Source organism: Cronobacter dublinensis subsp. dublinensis LMG 23823 (assembly GCF_001277235.1).
Taxonomy (GTDB): domain Bacteria; phylum Pseudomonadota; class Gammaproteobacteria; order Enterobacterales; family Enterobacteriaceae; genus Cronobacter; species Cronobacter dublinensis.
Genome location: NZ_CP012266.1, coordinates 2233884 through 2247519, shown reverse-complemented (window position 1 = coordinate 2247519; position 13636 = coordinate 2233884). Strand labels below are relative to the sequence as shown.

Sequence of the window (13636 nt, the reverse complement as noted above, 5' to 3'; positions counted from 1 at the left end):
TATGGTAGCGTCAGAAAAAACTGAATTCAGAAGGCGGATGTAAAACGATGGGGTTGTTGATAAAAGCGCTGCTCGGTGCGGCGGTAGTAGTGCTGATAGGTATGCTGTCGAAAACAAAAAATTACTATATCGCCGGGCTGATCCCGCTCTTTCCGACTTTTGCGCTGATTGCCCACTATATTGTCGTCACCGGGCGCGGCGTGGAGGCGCTGCGCACCACGGTGATATTCGGTATGTGGGCGATCATTCCTTATTTTGTCTATCTTGCTTCGCTGTGGGTCCTGAGCGGCATGGTCAAAGTGCCGTTGGCGCTCAGCGGAGCGGTGGCCTGCTGGTGCCTGAGCGCCTGGCTGTTGATTGCGCTGTGGAGCCGCTTTCACTAACGGTACAGCGGCTTTTGCGCCACCGGCATGACCAGCGCGCTGCGCCACCCGGCGAGCGTCGCGCGCGTCAGTTCGCCGAGCGCCACGTAAAACGGGTGCTGCGCCTGCGCGCAGAAGACCTCCAGAAAGCGCGGCGCGAACGGCAGCACGTGCCAGGCCAGCAGCTCGTCCAGCTCACGGATTTTTCCCTCGTCGGCAAGCCAGGCGGCCAGCAGCAGCAGCAGACCGATATGATCCGCGGGCTCCTGCGGCGGCGTTTCAAAGGCGATGGCGTTCTCATAAAGCCAGCCCTGCAACGCCTGCGTCGAGTCGCCAAACAGCACGGATTCGCGATCGAGCCAAACCGAGCCCCACGGCGGGGCGGGTAACGCGTGCGGACCGATGAACAGCCGCTGCCACGCCTGCGCCAGCGTTTCGTCTTCAGCGTCAGGCGCGCTAAATCCTGCGGTCAGCGCCGGGTCAAACGCCCAGGGCCATTCGCGCTCCCAGCCCGGCGTGCGCAGCGCGTCAACCACGGCGCGCGTTTCGGGCGCGTGCGGTGGATAATAAAAAAGTGCGCCGAGAATGCGGGCGCTGGTGGCGATATCCATTAACGTCTCTTTCACTGTATTACTGCCCTGAAAAATGGGCGGCGCCGCCGCCCGAAGATTATCCTGCAACGGCCATACCCACCGTCATATGCAGGCCATAAAAGAGGCCACGGCCGATAAGCTCACCCACCAGCACCAGCGCAAACCCTGCCATCAGCCTCCACGGGCGCGGCGGGACGCGACGTACCAGCGGGCAGAGCCAGCAACCGATGCCGAGCGCCAGCAGCGCCATGCGCCACGCCTGCCAGAAGCCGTAATCCGGCAGCAGGGCGCTCGCCTGCTGTACGGTGCTGTGAATGCCCGCAAGGCTTGCGGTCTGCATCAGCGCCGCCGCGAGGCTTATCACCAGCGCCAGCATAGCCACCACGGCGCATGCCCGCGGTGTCGCCATGCCAGCCGCCGCCAGCAGGAGCGCGCCGAGCAGCGGCCCGCCGAGCAGCGCCGTCAGGAAAAAGCCTAGCGTGGTGTAACTGTTATGCCAGGTAGGCACGGTGTCTATCTGATACACGCGCGTCATCGCGAAGATAAACACCACGCCGAGCGCCATCGCCACGATAAGCCAGGCTTTCGCGAGCGTCGGTGGCATTTTGCCGAGTACTGCCACCAGCCACCACAGCCCGCCGACCGCGAAAAACAGCGATCCGCTGGCAATCTCATTACTGAGCGGCGAGTGGCCAAGACGGTTCAGCGAATTAAACGCGCGCAGCGGCGAGCCGAGATGCATCACCGAGGCGAGAAACGCGATCCCCATTAATACCCAGAGAAAAAACATGACGCGCACGATACGCACGCGGTCATTCTGGTGGCGGGTAAACCACGCAAGCCCGGTAACGATAAGTCCGCCCGCCACGCACTGGCCGAGCACGGTGAATAACACCAGCGGCCATTCCTGCCATCCGCTTCCCATTTCAGACCTCCTTCGGATTCGCCAGTTTGCCGGTGGTATCACCGGTCGGGCGGCTGTTAGCGTTGGGTTTAATGACGATATTCGGGCGGGTAAAGTGGGCGGCGGGCAGCGGCGCGACCTGCGCCAGCGAGCCGTACTTTTTACGCAGCTCTTCAATGGGCGCCATATCCAGCGCGCGCAGCGGGCAGGATTCGACGCAAATCGGTTTTTTCCCCTCGGCGATGCGCTCATAACAGCCATCGCATTTGGTCATATGCCCTTTGGCCGCGTTGTACTGCGGCGCGCCGTAAGGACACGCCATGTGGCAGTAGCGACAGCCAATACAGACGTCCTCGTTCACTACCACAAAACCATCCTCACGCTTGTGCATCGCGCCGCTCGGGCACACTTTGGTGCAGGCGGGATCCTCACAGTGGTTGCACGCAATCGAGAGGTAATAAGCAAAAACGTCCTGATGCCAGACGCCGTTATCTTCCTGCCAGTCGCCGCCCGCGTATTCATAGATGCGGCGAAAGCTCACCTCCGGGGTGAGATCTTTGTAATCCTTGCACGCCAGCTCGCAGGTTTTACACCCGGTGCAGCGGCTGGAATCGATATAAAAGCCATATTGTGTGGTCATCGGGACTCCTTAAACCCTGGCGAGCTGAACTAAATTGCTGTGGGACGGATTACCTTTCGCGAGCGGTGATGGCCGTTGGGTGGTCAGTACATTAATGGAACCGGCGTGATCGATGCCCTGCGCGTCAGGCTGATACCACGCGCCTTCGCCCAGCGCCACGACGCCCGGCATAATGCGCGGCGTCACTTTCGCCTCGATACGCGCTTCGCCGCGCGCGTTCCAGACCCGCACCCGATCGCCATCGCTGATGCCGCGCGCCTGCGCATCCTGCGGATTGATCCAGATCTGCTGGCGACAGGCGGCCTGTAAAACATCGACATTGCCGTACGTGGAATGCGTGCGGGACTTATAGTGAAAACCGGTGAGCTGGAGCGGGTAGCGCGCGCGCTGCGGATCGGTTGCCTGTTCAAAGCCGGGGCTGTAGACCGGCAGCGGATGGATCACATCGCCTTGCGGCAACTGCCAGTGCGCGGCGATATCGGCAAGCGCCGAGGAGTAAATCTCGATTTTGCCGGAGGGCGTGGTAAGCGGGTTGGCGGTCGGGTTTTCACGGAAAGCCTGATAGGCTACGTGATGGCCCTGCGGATCGCGAAGCTTGAAAATACCCTGTTTACGGAACGTGTCGAAATCCGGCAGTTCGGGGATGGCGCGGCGCGACTGCGCGTAAAGATGGCGCAACCAGCCTTCCTGCGTACGGCCTTCGGTAAAGGTATCGCCGACACCCATACGCGCCGCCAGCGCGCTGGTGATGTCATAGATAGTGCGACATTCAAAGCGCGGCGCAATGGCCCGATCGGCGAAAATCACGTAGGCCATGTTGCCGCAGGAGGCGTCGAGCGCGAAATCCATCTGCTCCGACGCGGTGCAGTCCGGCAGCAGAATATCGGCATAGCGCGCCGAGGCGGTCATATGGCAGTCGACCACCACGATAAGCTCGCACTTTTTATCGTCCTGCAAAATCTCGTGGGTGCGGTTGATGTTGGAATGCTGGTTAACAAGGCAGTTACCGGCGTAGTTCCAGATCATCTTAATCGGCACGTCGAGCTTCTCTTTACCCCGCACGCCGTCGGCGGTCGCGGTCATCGACGGGCCGCGCTCGATGGCGTCGGTCCAGGTAAACATGGAGATGCTGGTCTGTACCGGGTTTTCCAGCGTCGGCATTCGCGCGAAGGGGAGCGAGAACGAGCCTTCGCGCGCGCCGCTGTTGCCGCCGTGAATGCCGACATTGCCGGTGAGGATAGGGAGCATCGCTATCGCGCGGCAGGCCAGTTCGCCGTTAGAGTGGCGCTGCGGCCCCCAGCCCTGCGCGATAAACGCCGGTTTGGCCTGGCCGATTTCGCGGGCGAGTTTGATAATGCGCGCCTCGGGAATGCCGGTAATGGGCGCGGCCCAGGCGGGCGTTTTGGCTATCCCGTCCGGCCCGTCGCCGAGAATATACGCCTTATAGTGACCATTGGCAGGCGCGCCGGGCGGCAGCGTTTTCTCGTCATAGCCGACGCAGTAAGTATCCAGAAACGCCTGATCGACATAGTTTTCAGCGATCAACACCCAGGCGATGGCGGAGGCCAGCGCGGCATCGGTGCCGGGGCGGATCGGGATCCACTCATCCTCGCGCCCGGCGGCGGTGTCGGTATAGCGCGGATCGATGACTATCATCCGCGCCTGCGATGCGGCGCGCGCCTGTTCAAGGTAGTACGTCACGCCGCCGCCGCTCATGCGGGTTTCGCCAGGGTTATTGCCAAACAGCACCACCAGCTTGCTGTTGGCGATATCAGACGGGCTGTTGCCGTCGGCCCAGCCGCCATACGTGTAATTCAGGCCAGCGGCGATCTGCGCGCTGGAGTAGTCGCCGTAGTGGTTAAGATAACCGCCGCAGCAGTTCATCAGCCGGGCAAGCAGCGTTTTGCCTGGCGGCCAGGAGCGAGTCATGGTGCCGCCGAGCGTGCCGGTGCCGTAGTTGAGATAGATAGCCTCGTTGCCGTATTCGCTGATAATGCGCTTCATCCCCTGGGTGATGGTATCCAGCGCTTCTTCCCAGCTGATACGCACGAATTTTCCTTCGCCGCGTTTGCCGACGCGCTTCATGGGGTATTTCAGACGATCCGGGTTGTAGACGCGCCGCCGCATGGAGCGCCCGCGCAGGCAGGCGCGTACCTGGTGCAGCCCGTTATAGTCATCGGTGCCGGTGTTATCGGTTTCGACATAGCGGATCTCGCCGTTCACCACATGCATTCGCAGCGGGCAGCGGCTGCCGCAGTTGACGGTGCACGCGCTCCAGACGATACGTTCATCCGGCGCGCCCGTGGCGCGTCCCACCGCGGCGGCCGCCTGCTTCAGCCCGAAGGGCAGAGAGATACCGCCTGCCGCCAGCGCCAGACCGCCCAGCGCGGTGGATTTCACCAGCGTGCGGCGGGTGATGCCGACCGGATTATCGGTATTTGACATTACTTGCTCCTTGTCTCCATAGCGGAGAGTCAATGTGGTACCTGTTGTTATGGTTGTGGTAAGCCCGCGCCAGATCTTCGCTATCTGCAGCAGACTGGTGTGCGGCGGGTTGTCTCCGGCGCGCGGCAACAGGCGGCCATGAGGCAAAAAAATCAGATGATTAGAACGCTAATGATTAGCGCGGGAAGAGTGTTACTCAGAATGGACCAGGAAACGTTAACGAGGGTCAAGGGATGTGGCGGCAAAGGCGCGCGGAAATAAAAAAAGGGGCCGAAGCCCCTGATGGTTGTTACCAATAATTATTGCGGTTCGCTCGCCGCGCCCTGGGAGGTGGCTCCGCCTGAGGCGTTGCCGCTCTGGGTGCGGGTGTAGAGAATTTTTTGGGTATCGTTGGCGCAATGGCCGACCACCTGCGCATCAGGCTGGTCAGCCTGATCGTTAGGGACGATAGTTAACGTAAACCCGTTTTCCGGTACGCCGTTATTAATGATGCGCTGTTCAATATCGGCTTTGACCCGTTCACAGGAGTTTTGCGCGGCGCTGACCGGTAATGTCGCGGCCAGCAGCAGGGCGCCTGCCCAGTAACGTTTTTTCATCAACGGCTCCTTATTGGCGTAAAACAGATGTAGTAAGCATAGCAGTTGTTATATATATCACTGACTTTTCAGATATCATGCCGCTTTTGGCGAGGCCGCAGAAGGATAATAAAAACGTGAATAAATACGTAACGGTAATGATGGTGTCACTGGTGCTAACCGGTTGCGATAAGCCGGACGCGCTCGCGCCGTTCAGCCCGGAAATGGCCAGTTTCTCCAGCGAGTTTAATTTCGATCCGCTGCGCGGCCCGGTGAAAAACTTCACCCAGAAACTGATTAACGACAGCGGCGAGGTGGAAACCGAAGTTAACGGCACGCTCTCGCAGGAGGGCTGTTTCGAGACGCTGAACTATGTCGACAAACCGAGCAACAGCCATCTCGCGCTGGTGCTGGATGCGAACTATTACCTCGACGCGGTGACCCGCGAAAAGCGCATCCGGCTCCAGGGCAAATGCCAGCTGGCGGAGTTGCCCGCGGTCGGCATGATCTATGAGACTAACGATCGCGAATTTGTGGTGAAGGGACACACTAACGACGTGACGACCAGCTATCGTTACGATGACGAAGGCTACCCGCTTGGCAAAACCAGCAAAGCCAAAGACGCCGAGCTCTCAACGGTCGCCACGCCGAGCGACAAACGTAAAAAGCATGACTACACCTCGGTGACGAAACTCAACGATAAAGTCATCGATACCGCGAAGCAGAGCTGCGACTATGACCGCCACCTCAACCCGTTAAGCTGCGTGCTGGAGCTGACCGACACGGGCACAACGCCTGCGAAGCAGCATAAATTCACTATCCAGAACGAGATTAACTACTACTAATTGCGTCGCGTGAGGCCATAAAGCGCAGGGGGCCTGCGCTTTACCGGCTTACTGGGCGGTGGGTTTCAGCAGGCTGTTCCCGACGGGCTTAAGGTGCGTCAGGTACTGATACTGGAAAATACACATGCGGATGGTGTTGCGATACTCGCCATTAATAAAGAATTCATGGACGAGTTCGCCTTCGACCATGAAGCCCAGCTTGCGATAAATATGAATCGCTTTGGCGTTCTCTTTATCGACGATCAGATAGAGTTTATAGAGATTCAGCACCGTAAAACCGTAGTCCATCGCGAGCTTCGCCGCGCGGGTGGCGAGACCTTTGCCCTGATGTTCCGGTGAAATAATTATCTGAAACTCGGCGCGGCGGTGCACATGGTTAATTTCCACCAGTTCCACCAGGCCCGCTTTATCGCCATCGCACTCCACCACAAAGCGGCGTTCGCTCTGGTCGTGGATATGTTTGTCATAGAGATCGGAAAGCTCGACGAACGCTTCATAGGGTTCTTCAAACCAGTAGCGCATCACGCTGGCGTTATTGTCGAGCTGATGGACGAAACGCAAATCTTCACGTTCCAGCGGGCGCAGTTTGACATCAACGTAGTCTGACATCGTTCATCCTTTTTATGCGCGGGAAAGCCGGCCCCCGGCGGGCGGGAGCCGTGATGCAAATGAGGGTTACGGATTGATAACGCGGCCGGTGCGGCGGTCAAGGCAACGCAGGGTGTTGGGTTCCCAGTAGGCGTTGAGGTTGGCGCTTTTTTCACAGTTATCCTGCGCGTCAAACGCGACATCCGCTTTATCCCACTCTTTTTCGGCGCGTTTGTTCACTTTCTGGCGTAAAGAACGGGTGTCATTCCATTGCTCTTTATCCATCGCGGCGTCCTGACGGGTGCGGGCATTGTCGCCGGACTCAATAATCAGTTTATCGGTTTGCGCGTGGGCAACGCTGGTTAATGCACCGGTCAACAGCGCCAGCAGCAGAGAGTGGCGAAGGAATTTATTCATAGCGATATCCTTAATGAAGCTGTTCTTGTCGTGAAGCCGACACGCTTTACTATATCATCGTGCGCGAATCGCGCACAGCGGTGGCGATTGCCGATATTATCAACATGAGCCTCTCTATGATTAAAACCACTTTGCTGTTTTTTGCCACCGCCCTTGCCGAAATCATCGGCTGTTTTTTGCCGTGGCTGTGGCTGCGCAAGGGCGCGAGCATACTCTGGCTGCTGCCGGCGGCGCTGTCGCTGATGTTGTTCGTCTGGCTGCTGACGCTGCACCCGGCGGCGAGCGGACGGGTTTATGCGGCCTACGGCGGCGTCTATGTAATGACCGCGCTGCTCTGGCTGCGCGTCGTAGATGGCGTGCGTCTGAGCCTGTACGACTGGGCGGGTGCGGCGGTGGCGCTGTGCGGCATGCTGATTATCGTGGCGGGCTGGGGCCGCGCCTGACGTTTTTATTCCTCATTACGTTTGCTCTCATAGCGCTTCACGCTTTGTGAAGCGTCGCGCATTTTTCCTGCAAATCAACTTGTATGGTAGTTAAGTCAGTTGGTCGCAATGCGTACAGTCAGCGCATTGCCGTTTTGAAAAGGAAAGAGGTATGAAAATCAGTAAGGCGGAAGTGTTTGTCACCTGTCCCGGTCGCAACTTTGTCACGCTAAAAATCACCACCGAAGACGGGCTCACCGGGCTTGGCGACGCCACGCTTAACGGGCGCGAGCTCTCAGTGGCGAGCTATCTGCGCGATCACCTCTGCCCGCAGCTGGTGGGGCGCGACGCGCAGCGGATCGAGGATATCTGGCAGTTTTTCTATAAAGGCGCTTACTGGCGGCGCGGTCCGGTGACGATGTCGGCGATTTCCGCTATCGACACTGCGCTGTGGGATATCAAAGCCAAAGCCGCCGGGATGCCGCTTTATCAGTTACTGGGCGGCGCGTCGCGTGAGGGCGTGATGGTTTACTGCCACACCACCGGGCACACCATCGATGAAGTGCTGGACGACTACGCGCGTCATAAAGAACTCGGCTTTAAAGCGATTCGCGTGCAGTGCGGCGTGCCGGGCATGAAAACCACGTACGGCATGGCGAAGGGCAAAGGGCAGGCGTATGAGCCCGCCACCAAAGGCCAGTGGCCGGAAGAGCAGCTGTGGTCCACCGAGAAATACCTCGATTTCACGCCGAAACTCTTCGAGGCGGTGCGCGCGAAATTCGGCTTTCACGAACACCTGCTGCACGACATGCACCACCGCCTGACGCCCATCGAGGCGGCGCGTTTCGGCAAGAGCATTGAAGATCACCGCCTGTTCTGGATGGAAGATCCGACGCCTGCCGAAAACCAGGCCTGCTTCCGGCTTATTCGCCAGCACACGGTAACGCCCATCGCGGTCGGCGAAGTCTTTAACAGCATCTGGGACTGTAAGCAGCTGATTGAAGAGCAGCTCATTGATTACATCCGCACCACCGTCACTCACGCGGGCGGTATTACGGGAATGCGGCGCATCGCCGATTTCGCCGCGCTCTATCAGGTGCGCACCGGCTCGCACGGCCCGTCGGATCTCTCGCCTGTCTGCCACGCCGCCGCGCTGCATTTCGACCTCTGGGTGCCGAACTTCGGCGTGCAGGAGTATATGGGCTATTCAGCCCAGATGCTGGAGGTCTTCCCGCACAGCTGGACCTTCGACAACGGCTATATGCATCCGGGCGATAAACCGGGGCTTGGCATTGAGTTCGATGAAAAGCTGGCGGCCAGATATCCCTACGATCCGGCTTACCTTCCCGTCGCGCGCCTTGAAGACGGCACGCTGTGGAACTGGTAAGCGCTACGCGCCTTTCCTTGCGCTAACATAACAATACCCGGACCCTACCCATGAAAATCAAAAACCTACGCTGGTATATGATAGGCCTGGTGTCATTAGGCACGATAATTAATGCGCTCGCGCGCAGCTCGCTTAGCGTCTCGGCCCCGACGTTATTTACTGAGCTGCATATTAATGAACAGCAATACGCCTGGATTTTAAGCGCCTTTCAGTTCGCTTATACGATTGCGCAGCCGCTGTGCGGTTTCTTTATCGATGTGGTTGGCCTGAAACTTGGCTTTTTTATCATGATCGTCGCCTGGTCGCTGACCAACATGGCGCACGCCACCTGTCATTCGTGGGGCGGGCTGGCCTTTTTGCGCGGGCTGATGGGACTGAGCGAAGCCTCCGCCATTCCGGCGGGCGTCAAGTGCAACTCCGAATGGTTTCCGGCGAAAGAGCGCGGCATTGCGGGGGGGATCGCGAATATCGGCACCTCCATCGGCGCGATGCTGGCTCCGCCGCTCGTGGTGTGGGCCATTATGGCCTACAACTGGGAAATGGCGTTTGTGATAACCGGCGCGCTCGGCCTGGTGTTCGCCGTCATCTGGTGGTTCGGGTATGAATCTCCGGCGCGCCACCGCGCGCTGAGCGTACAGGAGGCGCAGTACATCGATGAAGGACAGGAGAAACATCTGGAGGCGGACGGCACCAGACCGTCAGTGATGGAGATCCTGCGCCAGCGTAATTTCTGGGGTATCGCGCTGCCGCGTTTCCTGGCCGACCCGGCCTGGGGCACCATTAACTTCTGGCTGCCGGTCTATCTGATGACCGTGCGGCACATGCCGCTTAAAGATATCGCGCTGTTCGCCTGGCTGCCGTTTCTGGCGGCGGATTTCGGCGGCATGGCGGGCGGCTTTTTAAATAATTTCATGATGAAGCGCTGGAATATCTCGACCATCAACGCCCGGCGCATCGGCTTTAGCGCAGGCGCGGTGCTGATGCTGCCGCTGGCGTTTGTCGGGTTTGTCGACAGCGCCTATGTGGCGGTAGGGCTGGTCTCCGTCTGCGCGTTCGCGCACCAGATGTTGTCGACTCAGGTGATCACGATGGCGACCGATCTCTTTCGCCGTAATGAAACCTCCACCGTCAGCGGTTTCGCCGGTACGGCAGGCTGGACGGGCATTTTTATCTGCACGCTGATTATGGGCGGGCTGGTGAAAACCGTCGGCTACAATCCCTTCTTTATTATTCTCAGCATGATGGACATTCTCGGCGCCATTATTCTCTGGACGTTTGTGAAAGCGCCCGGCCACGAAAAGCTCGCCGTCAAACCCGCCACCGTCTGATCCTGGCTTTTACCTGGTATTGCTCAACGCTAAAGCGTGATGAAAATCACGCTTTACTACCATTCTAGTCAAGGTAGTTAGTAAAAGCTGTCGCAAATCATAAAGCGCGTCGCTGTGATGCGTAGGCTTCATACAAATTACTTTATTTATCAAATGAGTCATGACTATGGAAAACACGCTTCTCAACGCTCGCGCCATTCTGCCCACTTACGACCGCGACAGGCTGGCCGCCCGCATTGTTCATCTTGGCTTTGGCGCGTTTCATCGCGCGCATCAGGCGGTATACGCCGATATTCTTGCGGCAGAGCACGGCAGCGACTGGGGCTACTGTGAAATCAACCTGATTGGCGGGGAGCAGCAAATCGCCGATATCCGGCGTCAGGATAACCTCTATACCGTGGCGGAAATGTCTGCCGACGCCTGGCGCGCCCGCGTGGTGGGCGTGGTGAAAAGCGCGCTGCACGCGCAGGTGGATGGCCCCGAGGCCGTGTTTGCCGCGCTCTGCCAGCCGCAGGTGGAGATAGTCTCGCTGACCATTACCGAGAAAGGCTACTGCCATTCACCCGCGACCGGCGAGCTGGTAATGGATAACCCGCTTATCGCCGCCGATCTCGCGCATCCGCACCAGCCCTCGTCGGCCGTTGGGGTGATTGTCGAGGCGCTGGCGCGCCGTAAGGCCGCCGGGCTTAAAGGCTTCAGCGTGATGTCCTGCGATAACATGCCGGAAAACGGCCATGTGGCCCGCAACGTGGTGACGGCGTATGCCCGCGCGATAGACGCGCAGCTGGCCGCCTGGATTGAAGCGCACGTGACGTTTCCGTCAACGATGGTCGACCGCATTGTGCCCGCCGTGACGCCGCAGACGCTCGATAAAATCGCTGAGCTGACCGGCGTTCGCGACCCGGCGGGCGTCGCCTGCGAGCCGTTTCGCCAGTGGGTGATTGAAGATAATTTCGTGGCGGGCCGTCCGGCGTGGGAAAAGGCCGGGGCGCAGCTGGTGCGCGACGTGGTGCCGTTTGAGGAGATGAAGCTACGCATGCTCAACGGCAGTCATTCGTTTCTGGCGTATCTCGGCTATCTGGCCGGTTATGAGCATATTAACGACTGCATGGGCGATGACCATTACCGACGCGCGGCCCGTCTGCTGATGCTGAACGAACAGGCCCCGACGCTGAGCGTGCAGGGCGTGGATCTGGCGTGTTACGCGGATTTGCTCATTGAGCGTTACAGCAACCCGGCGCTGCGCCACCGCACCTGGCAAATCGCGATGGACGGCAGCCAGAAGCTGCCGCAGCGCTGGCTCGATTCCATCCGCTGGCACCGGGCGAACGGCAGTCGTCACGATCTGCTGACGCTCGGCGTCGCAGGCTGGATGCGCTACGTGAGCGGTGTGGATGATGCGGGTAACGCGATTGACGTCTGCGATCCGCTGCTGGCGACGATTCAGCAAGCGGTTTCTACCAGCGAGAACGGCGAGGCGCGCGTAAAAGCGCTGCTCGGGCTGACGGCGATTTTTGGCGACGACCTGGCGGCGGCGCCGGAATTTGTCGCCGACGTGACCGCCGCCTTCACGCGTTTGTCGTCGCAGGGCGCCAGAGACACCGTAGCGCAGTACATGCAGCAGATGGCATAGTCGGGAAGGTTAAGGCAACGTCAGGGTTGTCTGGCGAGAGGTGAAGTTTGATGGAGTGGTAGGGGCTGCGAAGTGGTGATGGGGGTATTTGGGTAAATGGTGGGTGCGCGTCGCTTACCCACCCTGGATAACTACATCACCGTTGCCACCCGTAGGGCGGGTAAGCGCAGCGCACCCGCCGTCCAGGCCAATTCAGGCACGCCCGGCGCCTGTCGCACGCGCCGGGCATCATCCGGCGTAATTAATGCATCCCTAAACGAATCAATTCGATCGGCTCGAATTTACCTTCGCAGCCTTCCACTTCCACGGTGCGGCCACGGCGGATCTGCTCGGCCGTCAGGCCTTCGCCGTGGATCGTTTTAATGACGCCGGTTTCGCCGGTGGTGCTGATCATCACGCGGCTGCCGGTGGTAATGGCGTTACGGTTGCGATCGTAGGTCATCATGGTGATATCTCCTCTGAATAGTGATGAATGATCCAGACGAGCCCCATTTTAAAAATCACGACGGCAAAAATATTAATCTCGATCAAAAATGCGACATTTGTGTGATGAATGTCACGCCGCCTGGCTACTCCCCGGCCGGCGCGCTGCGCACGATTTTCCCGGTCGCGATATCAATGTCGATGGTCGCCACCACAGGGGCCACTTCCGGGTCCGCGCCGCCGCGACACCCCTCGCGGGTGTGATCTTCACGGACCAGCAGGCGATAGACGCCGCCGTCTTGCGCGTTTTCATAAAAAATACACTGGCCGTTCGGGTTGAGCAGCAAAGAGACGGTGCGGGTCACGCGGGCAAGCGGGCTGTCGCTGATATCGTCACGCCATTCGTCATGCGTGCCGGTAGCGCGAAGCGACGCCGATTCGAGCCAGCCGGTAACAATGCGCCCGTCTTTGCCATACCATGTCGCCTCGCGGTAACCGGCATCCGGCAGCGTCCGGCTTACGCTCACCGTATCGCCGTCTACCAGAAACAGGGTTGTACTGCGGCACTGCGCGTCAGGCGCGGAGGAAAAGTAATGGCGGCCGCTACCCGTCACCCGAAAATGCGCGCCCGCGTCAGGGACGGGCGCATCGTCAGCGGCGGGTAGTCGGGCGGCGCAGTCACCCTGCGGGGTTAACGCCTGAAGCTGGGCGCGCAGGGCGGCCGTTTCCATCCAGCCCGTCGCCACGCGCCCGGCGGCATCGCGGTAGCGCACCCAGGCAAAAGGCCGCGCCGCGTCATCGCGATCATCCGCTTCGCTGCGCGAAAGCCGAACCACCTGCACTGCATCGCCTGGCACCAGAAACGCCCTAAGCCTGCATTCCGGCGACGGGGCGGAATAAAACGCGGCGCGGGACGCGCCGGTCACTGTACTGACGGACGACGTGAAATCCGCCGCGGCCGTGGCGATCGCCTCTTTTTGCAGGCAGTCGGCCAGCAGCGGGGAAGAGAAAAGGGCGCAGCCCAGCAGCACTATCGCGCGCATCGCATTCATCCTGAGTTGATTAAAACGTCGC

15 protein-coding genes are annotated in these 13636 nt (G+C 59.5%); 6 read left to right on the top strand and 9 right to left on the bottom strand.

Features of this window, described 5'->3' with window-relative positions:
* Positions 1–47: 47 nt before the first annotated feature.
* The gene (locus AFK67_RS10235) at positions 48–383 is read left to right on the top strand and encodes a GlpM family protein (RefSeq protein WP_007726234.1); all 336 of its coding nucleotides are present in this window, start codon (positions 48–50) and stop codon (positions 381–383) included.
* Here AFK67_RS10235 and dmsD read toward each other — a convergent pair.
* From dmsD to AFK67_RS10210, 5 genes are all read right to left on the bottom strand, one after another.
* Positions 380–988 carry a Tat proofreading chaperone DmsD gene (gene dmsD / locus AFK67_RS10230; RefSeq protein WP_007726233.1) on the bottom strand — a complete coding sequence of 203 codons (609 nt, stop codon included), beginning with the start codon at positions 986–988 and terminating at the stop codon, positions 380–382. The genes AFK67_RS10235 and dmsD overlap by 4 nt on opposite strands.
* A gap of 43 nt (positions 989–1031) precedes the next feature.
* Entirely contained in the window at positions 1032–1880 is an 849-nt protein-coding gene (locus AFK67_RS10225; RefSeq protein WP_007726232.1) for a DmsC/YnfH family molybdoenzyme membrane anchor subunit, read from the bottom strand.
* 1 nt (position 1881) lies between these two features.
* Positions 1882–2499: a DMSO/selenate family reductase complex B subunit gene (locus tag AFK67_RS10220; RefSeq protein ID WP_007726231.1), complete on the bottom strand. Its 618-nt coding sequence runs from the start codon at positions 2497–2499 to the stop codon at positions 1882–1884.
* A gap of 9 nt (positions 2500–2508) precedes the next feature.
* On the bottom strand, positions 2509–4944 hold the full coding sequence (gene dmsA, locus AFK67_RS10215; RefSeq protein WP_038883604.1) for a dimethylsulfoxide reductase subunit A: 2436 nt from the start codon (positions 4942–4944) through the stop codon (positions 2509–2511).
* Positions 4945–5243: 299 nt separating this feature from the next.
* Positions 5244–5540: a DUF1161 domain-containing protein gene (locus AFK67_RS10210; protein ID WP_007749084.1), complete on the bottom strand. Its 297-nt coding sequence runs from the start codon at positions 5538–5540 to the stop codon at positions 5244–5246.
* Positions 5541–5656: 116 nt separating this feature from the next.
* Here AFK67_RS10210 and AFK67_RS10205 point away from each other — a divergent pair, with 116 nt between their 5' ends.
* The gene (locus AFK67_RS10205; RefSeq protein WP_007726227.1) at positions 5657–6364 is read left to right on the top strand and encodes a YnfC family lipoprotein; all 708 of its coding nucleotides are present in this window, start codon (positions 5657–5659) and stop codon (positions 6362–6364) included.
* A gap of 48 nt (positions 6365–6412) precedes the next feature.
* On the opposite strand, the gene speG is transcribed toward AFK67_RS10205, so the two are convergent.
* Positions 6413–6973: a spermidine N1-acetyltransferase gene (speG, locus tag AFK67_RS10200; RefSeq protein ID WP_007726226.1), complete on the bottom strand. Its 561-nt coding sequence runs from the start codon at positions 6971–6973 to the stop codon at positions 6413–6415.
* 66 nt (positions 6974–7039) lie between these two features.
* Complete coding sequence (locus AFK67_RS10195) at positions 7040–7369, bottom strand: DUF1283 family protein (RefSeq protein WP_007726225.1); 330 nt, start codon at positions 7367–7369, stop codon at positions 7040–7042.
* 116 nt (positions 7370–7485) lie between these two features.
* Here AFK67_RS10195 and AFK67_RS10190 point away from each other — a divergent pair, with 116 nt between their 5' ends.
* The 4 genes from AFK67_RS10190 to AFK67_RS10175 all read left to right on the top strand — a co-directional run bounded on the left by AFK67_RS10190 (position 7486) and on the right by AFK67_RS10175 (position 12139).
* Entirely contained in the window at positions 7486–7812 is a 327-nt protein-coding gene (locus AFK67_RS10190) for a YnfA family protein (protein ID WP_032967419.1), read from the top strand.
* A gap of 151 nt (positions 7813–7963) precedes the next feature.
* Entirely contained in the window at positions 7964–9178 is a 1215-nt protein-coding gene (gene manD, locus AFK67_RS10185; RefSeq protein ID WP_038883606.1) for a D-mannonate dehydratase ManD, read from the top strand.
* Between the two features lie 50 nt (positions 9179–9228).
* On the top strand, positions 9229–10506 hold the full coding sequence (locus tag AFK67_RS10180; protein WP_038883609.1) for an MFS transporter: 1278 nt from the start codon (positions 9229–9231) through the stop codon (positions 10504–10506).
* A gap of 166 nt (positions 10507–10672) precedes the next feature.
* Entirely contained in the window at positions 10673–12139 is a 1467-nt protein-coding gene (locus AFK67_RS10175; protein WP_038883611.1) for a mannitol dehydrogenase family protein, read from the top strand.
* Positions 12140–12380: 241 nt separating this feature from the next.
* Here AFK67_RS10175 and ydfZ read toward each other — a convergent pair whose 3' ends face one another.
* Both ydfZ and AFK67_RS10165 read right to left on the bottom strand, forming a co-directional pair.
* The gene (gene ydfZ / locus AFK67_RS10170) at positions 12381–12584 is read right to left on the bottom strand and encodes a putative selenium delivery protein YdfZ (RefSeq protein WP_007726214.1); all 204 of its coding nucleotides are present in this window, start codon (positions 12582–12584) and stop codon (positions 12381–12383) included.
* A gap of 124 nt (positions 12585–12708) precedes the next feature.
* Positions 12709–13605 (bottom strand): hypothetical protein, encoded by an 897-nt coding sequence (locus AFK67_RS10165; protein ID WP_007726212.1) that lies wholly within the window; start codon positions 13603–13605, stop codon positions 12709–12711.
* Positions 13606–13636: the final 31 nt, after the last annotated feature.

Bases quoted from the DNA above. Each gene is read 5' to 3' on its own strand.
- manD (WP_038883606.1), top strand. From the start codon at position 7,964: ATGAAAATCAGTAAGGCGGAAGTGTTTGTCACCTGTCCCGGTCGCAAC.
- AFK67_RS10220 (WP_007726231.1), bottom strand. From the start codon at position 2,499: ATGACCACACAATATGGCTTTTATATCGATTCCAGCCGCTGCACCGGG.
- AFK67_RS10180 (WP_038883609.1), top strand. From the start codon at position 9,229: ATGAAAATCAAAAACCTACGCTGGTATATGATAGGCCTGGTGTCATTA.
- AFK67_RS10175 (WP_038883611.1), top strand. From the start codon at position 10,673: ATGGAAAACACGCTTCTCAACGCTCGCGCCATTCTGCCCACTTACGAC.
- AFK67_RS10235 (WP_007726234.1), top strand. From the start codon at position 48: ATGGGGTTGTTGATAAAAGCGCTGCTCGGTGCGGCGGTAGTAGTGCTG.
- speG (WP_007726226.1), bottom strand. From the start codon at position 6,973: ATGTCAGACTACGTTGATGTCAAACTGCGCCCGCTGGAACGTGAAGAT.
- AFK67_RS10165 (WP_007726212.1), bottom strand. From the start codon at position 13,605: ATGCGCGCGATAGTGCTGCTGGGCTGCGCCCTTTTCTCTTCCCCGCTG.
- dmsA (WP_038883604.1), bottom strand. From the start codon at position 4,944: ATGTCAAATACCGATAATCCGGTCGGCATCACCCGCCGCACGCTGGTG.
- AFK67_RS10195 (WP_007726225.1), bottom strand. From the start codon at position 7,369: ATGAATAAATTCCTTCGCCACTCTCTGCTGCTGGCGCTGTTGACCGGT.
- AFK67_RS10190 (WP_032967419.1), top strand. From the start codon at position 7,486: ATGATTAAAACCACTTTGCTGTTTTTTGCCACCGCCCTTGCCGAAATC.
- AFK67_RS10225 (WP_007726232.1), bottom strand. From the start codon at position 1,880: ATGGGAAGCGGATGGCAGGAATGGCCGCTGGTGTTATTCACCGTGCTC.
- AFK67_RS10210 (WP_007749084.1), bottom strand. From the start codon at position 5,540: ATGAAAAAACGTTACTGGGCAGGCGCCCTGCTGCTGGCCGCGACATTA.
- ydfZ (WP_007726214.1), bottom strand. From the start codon at position 12,584: ATGATGACCTACGATCGCAACCGTAACGCCATTACCACCGGCAGCCGC.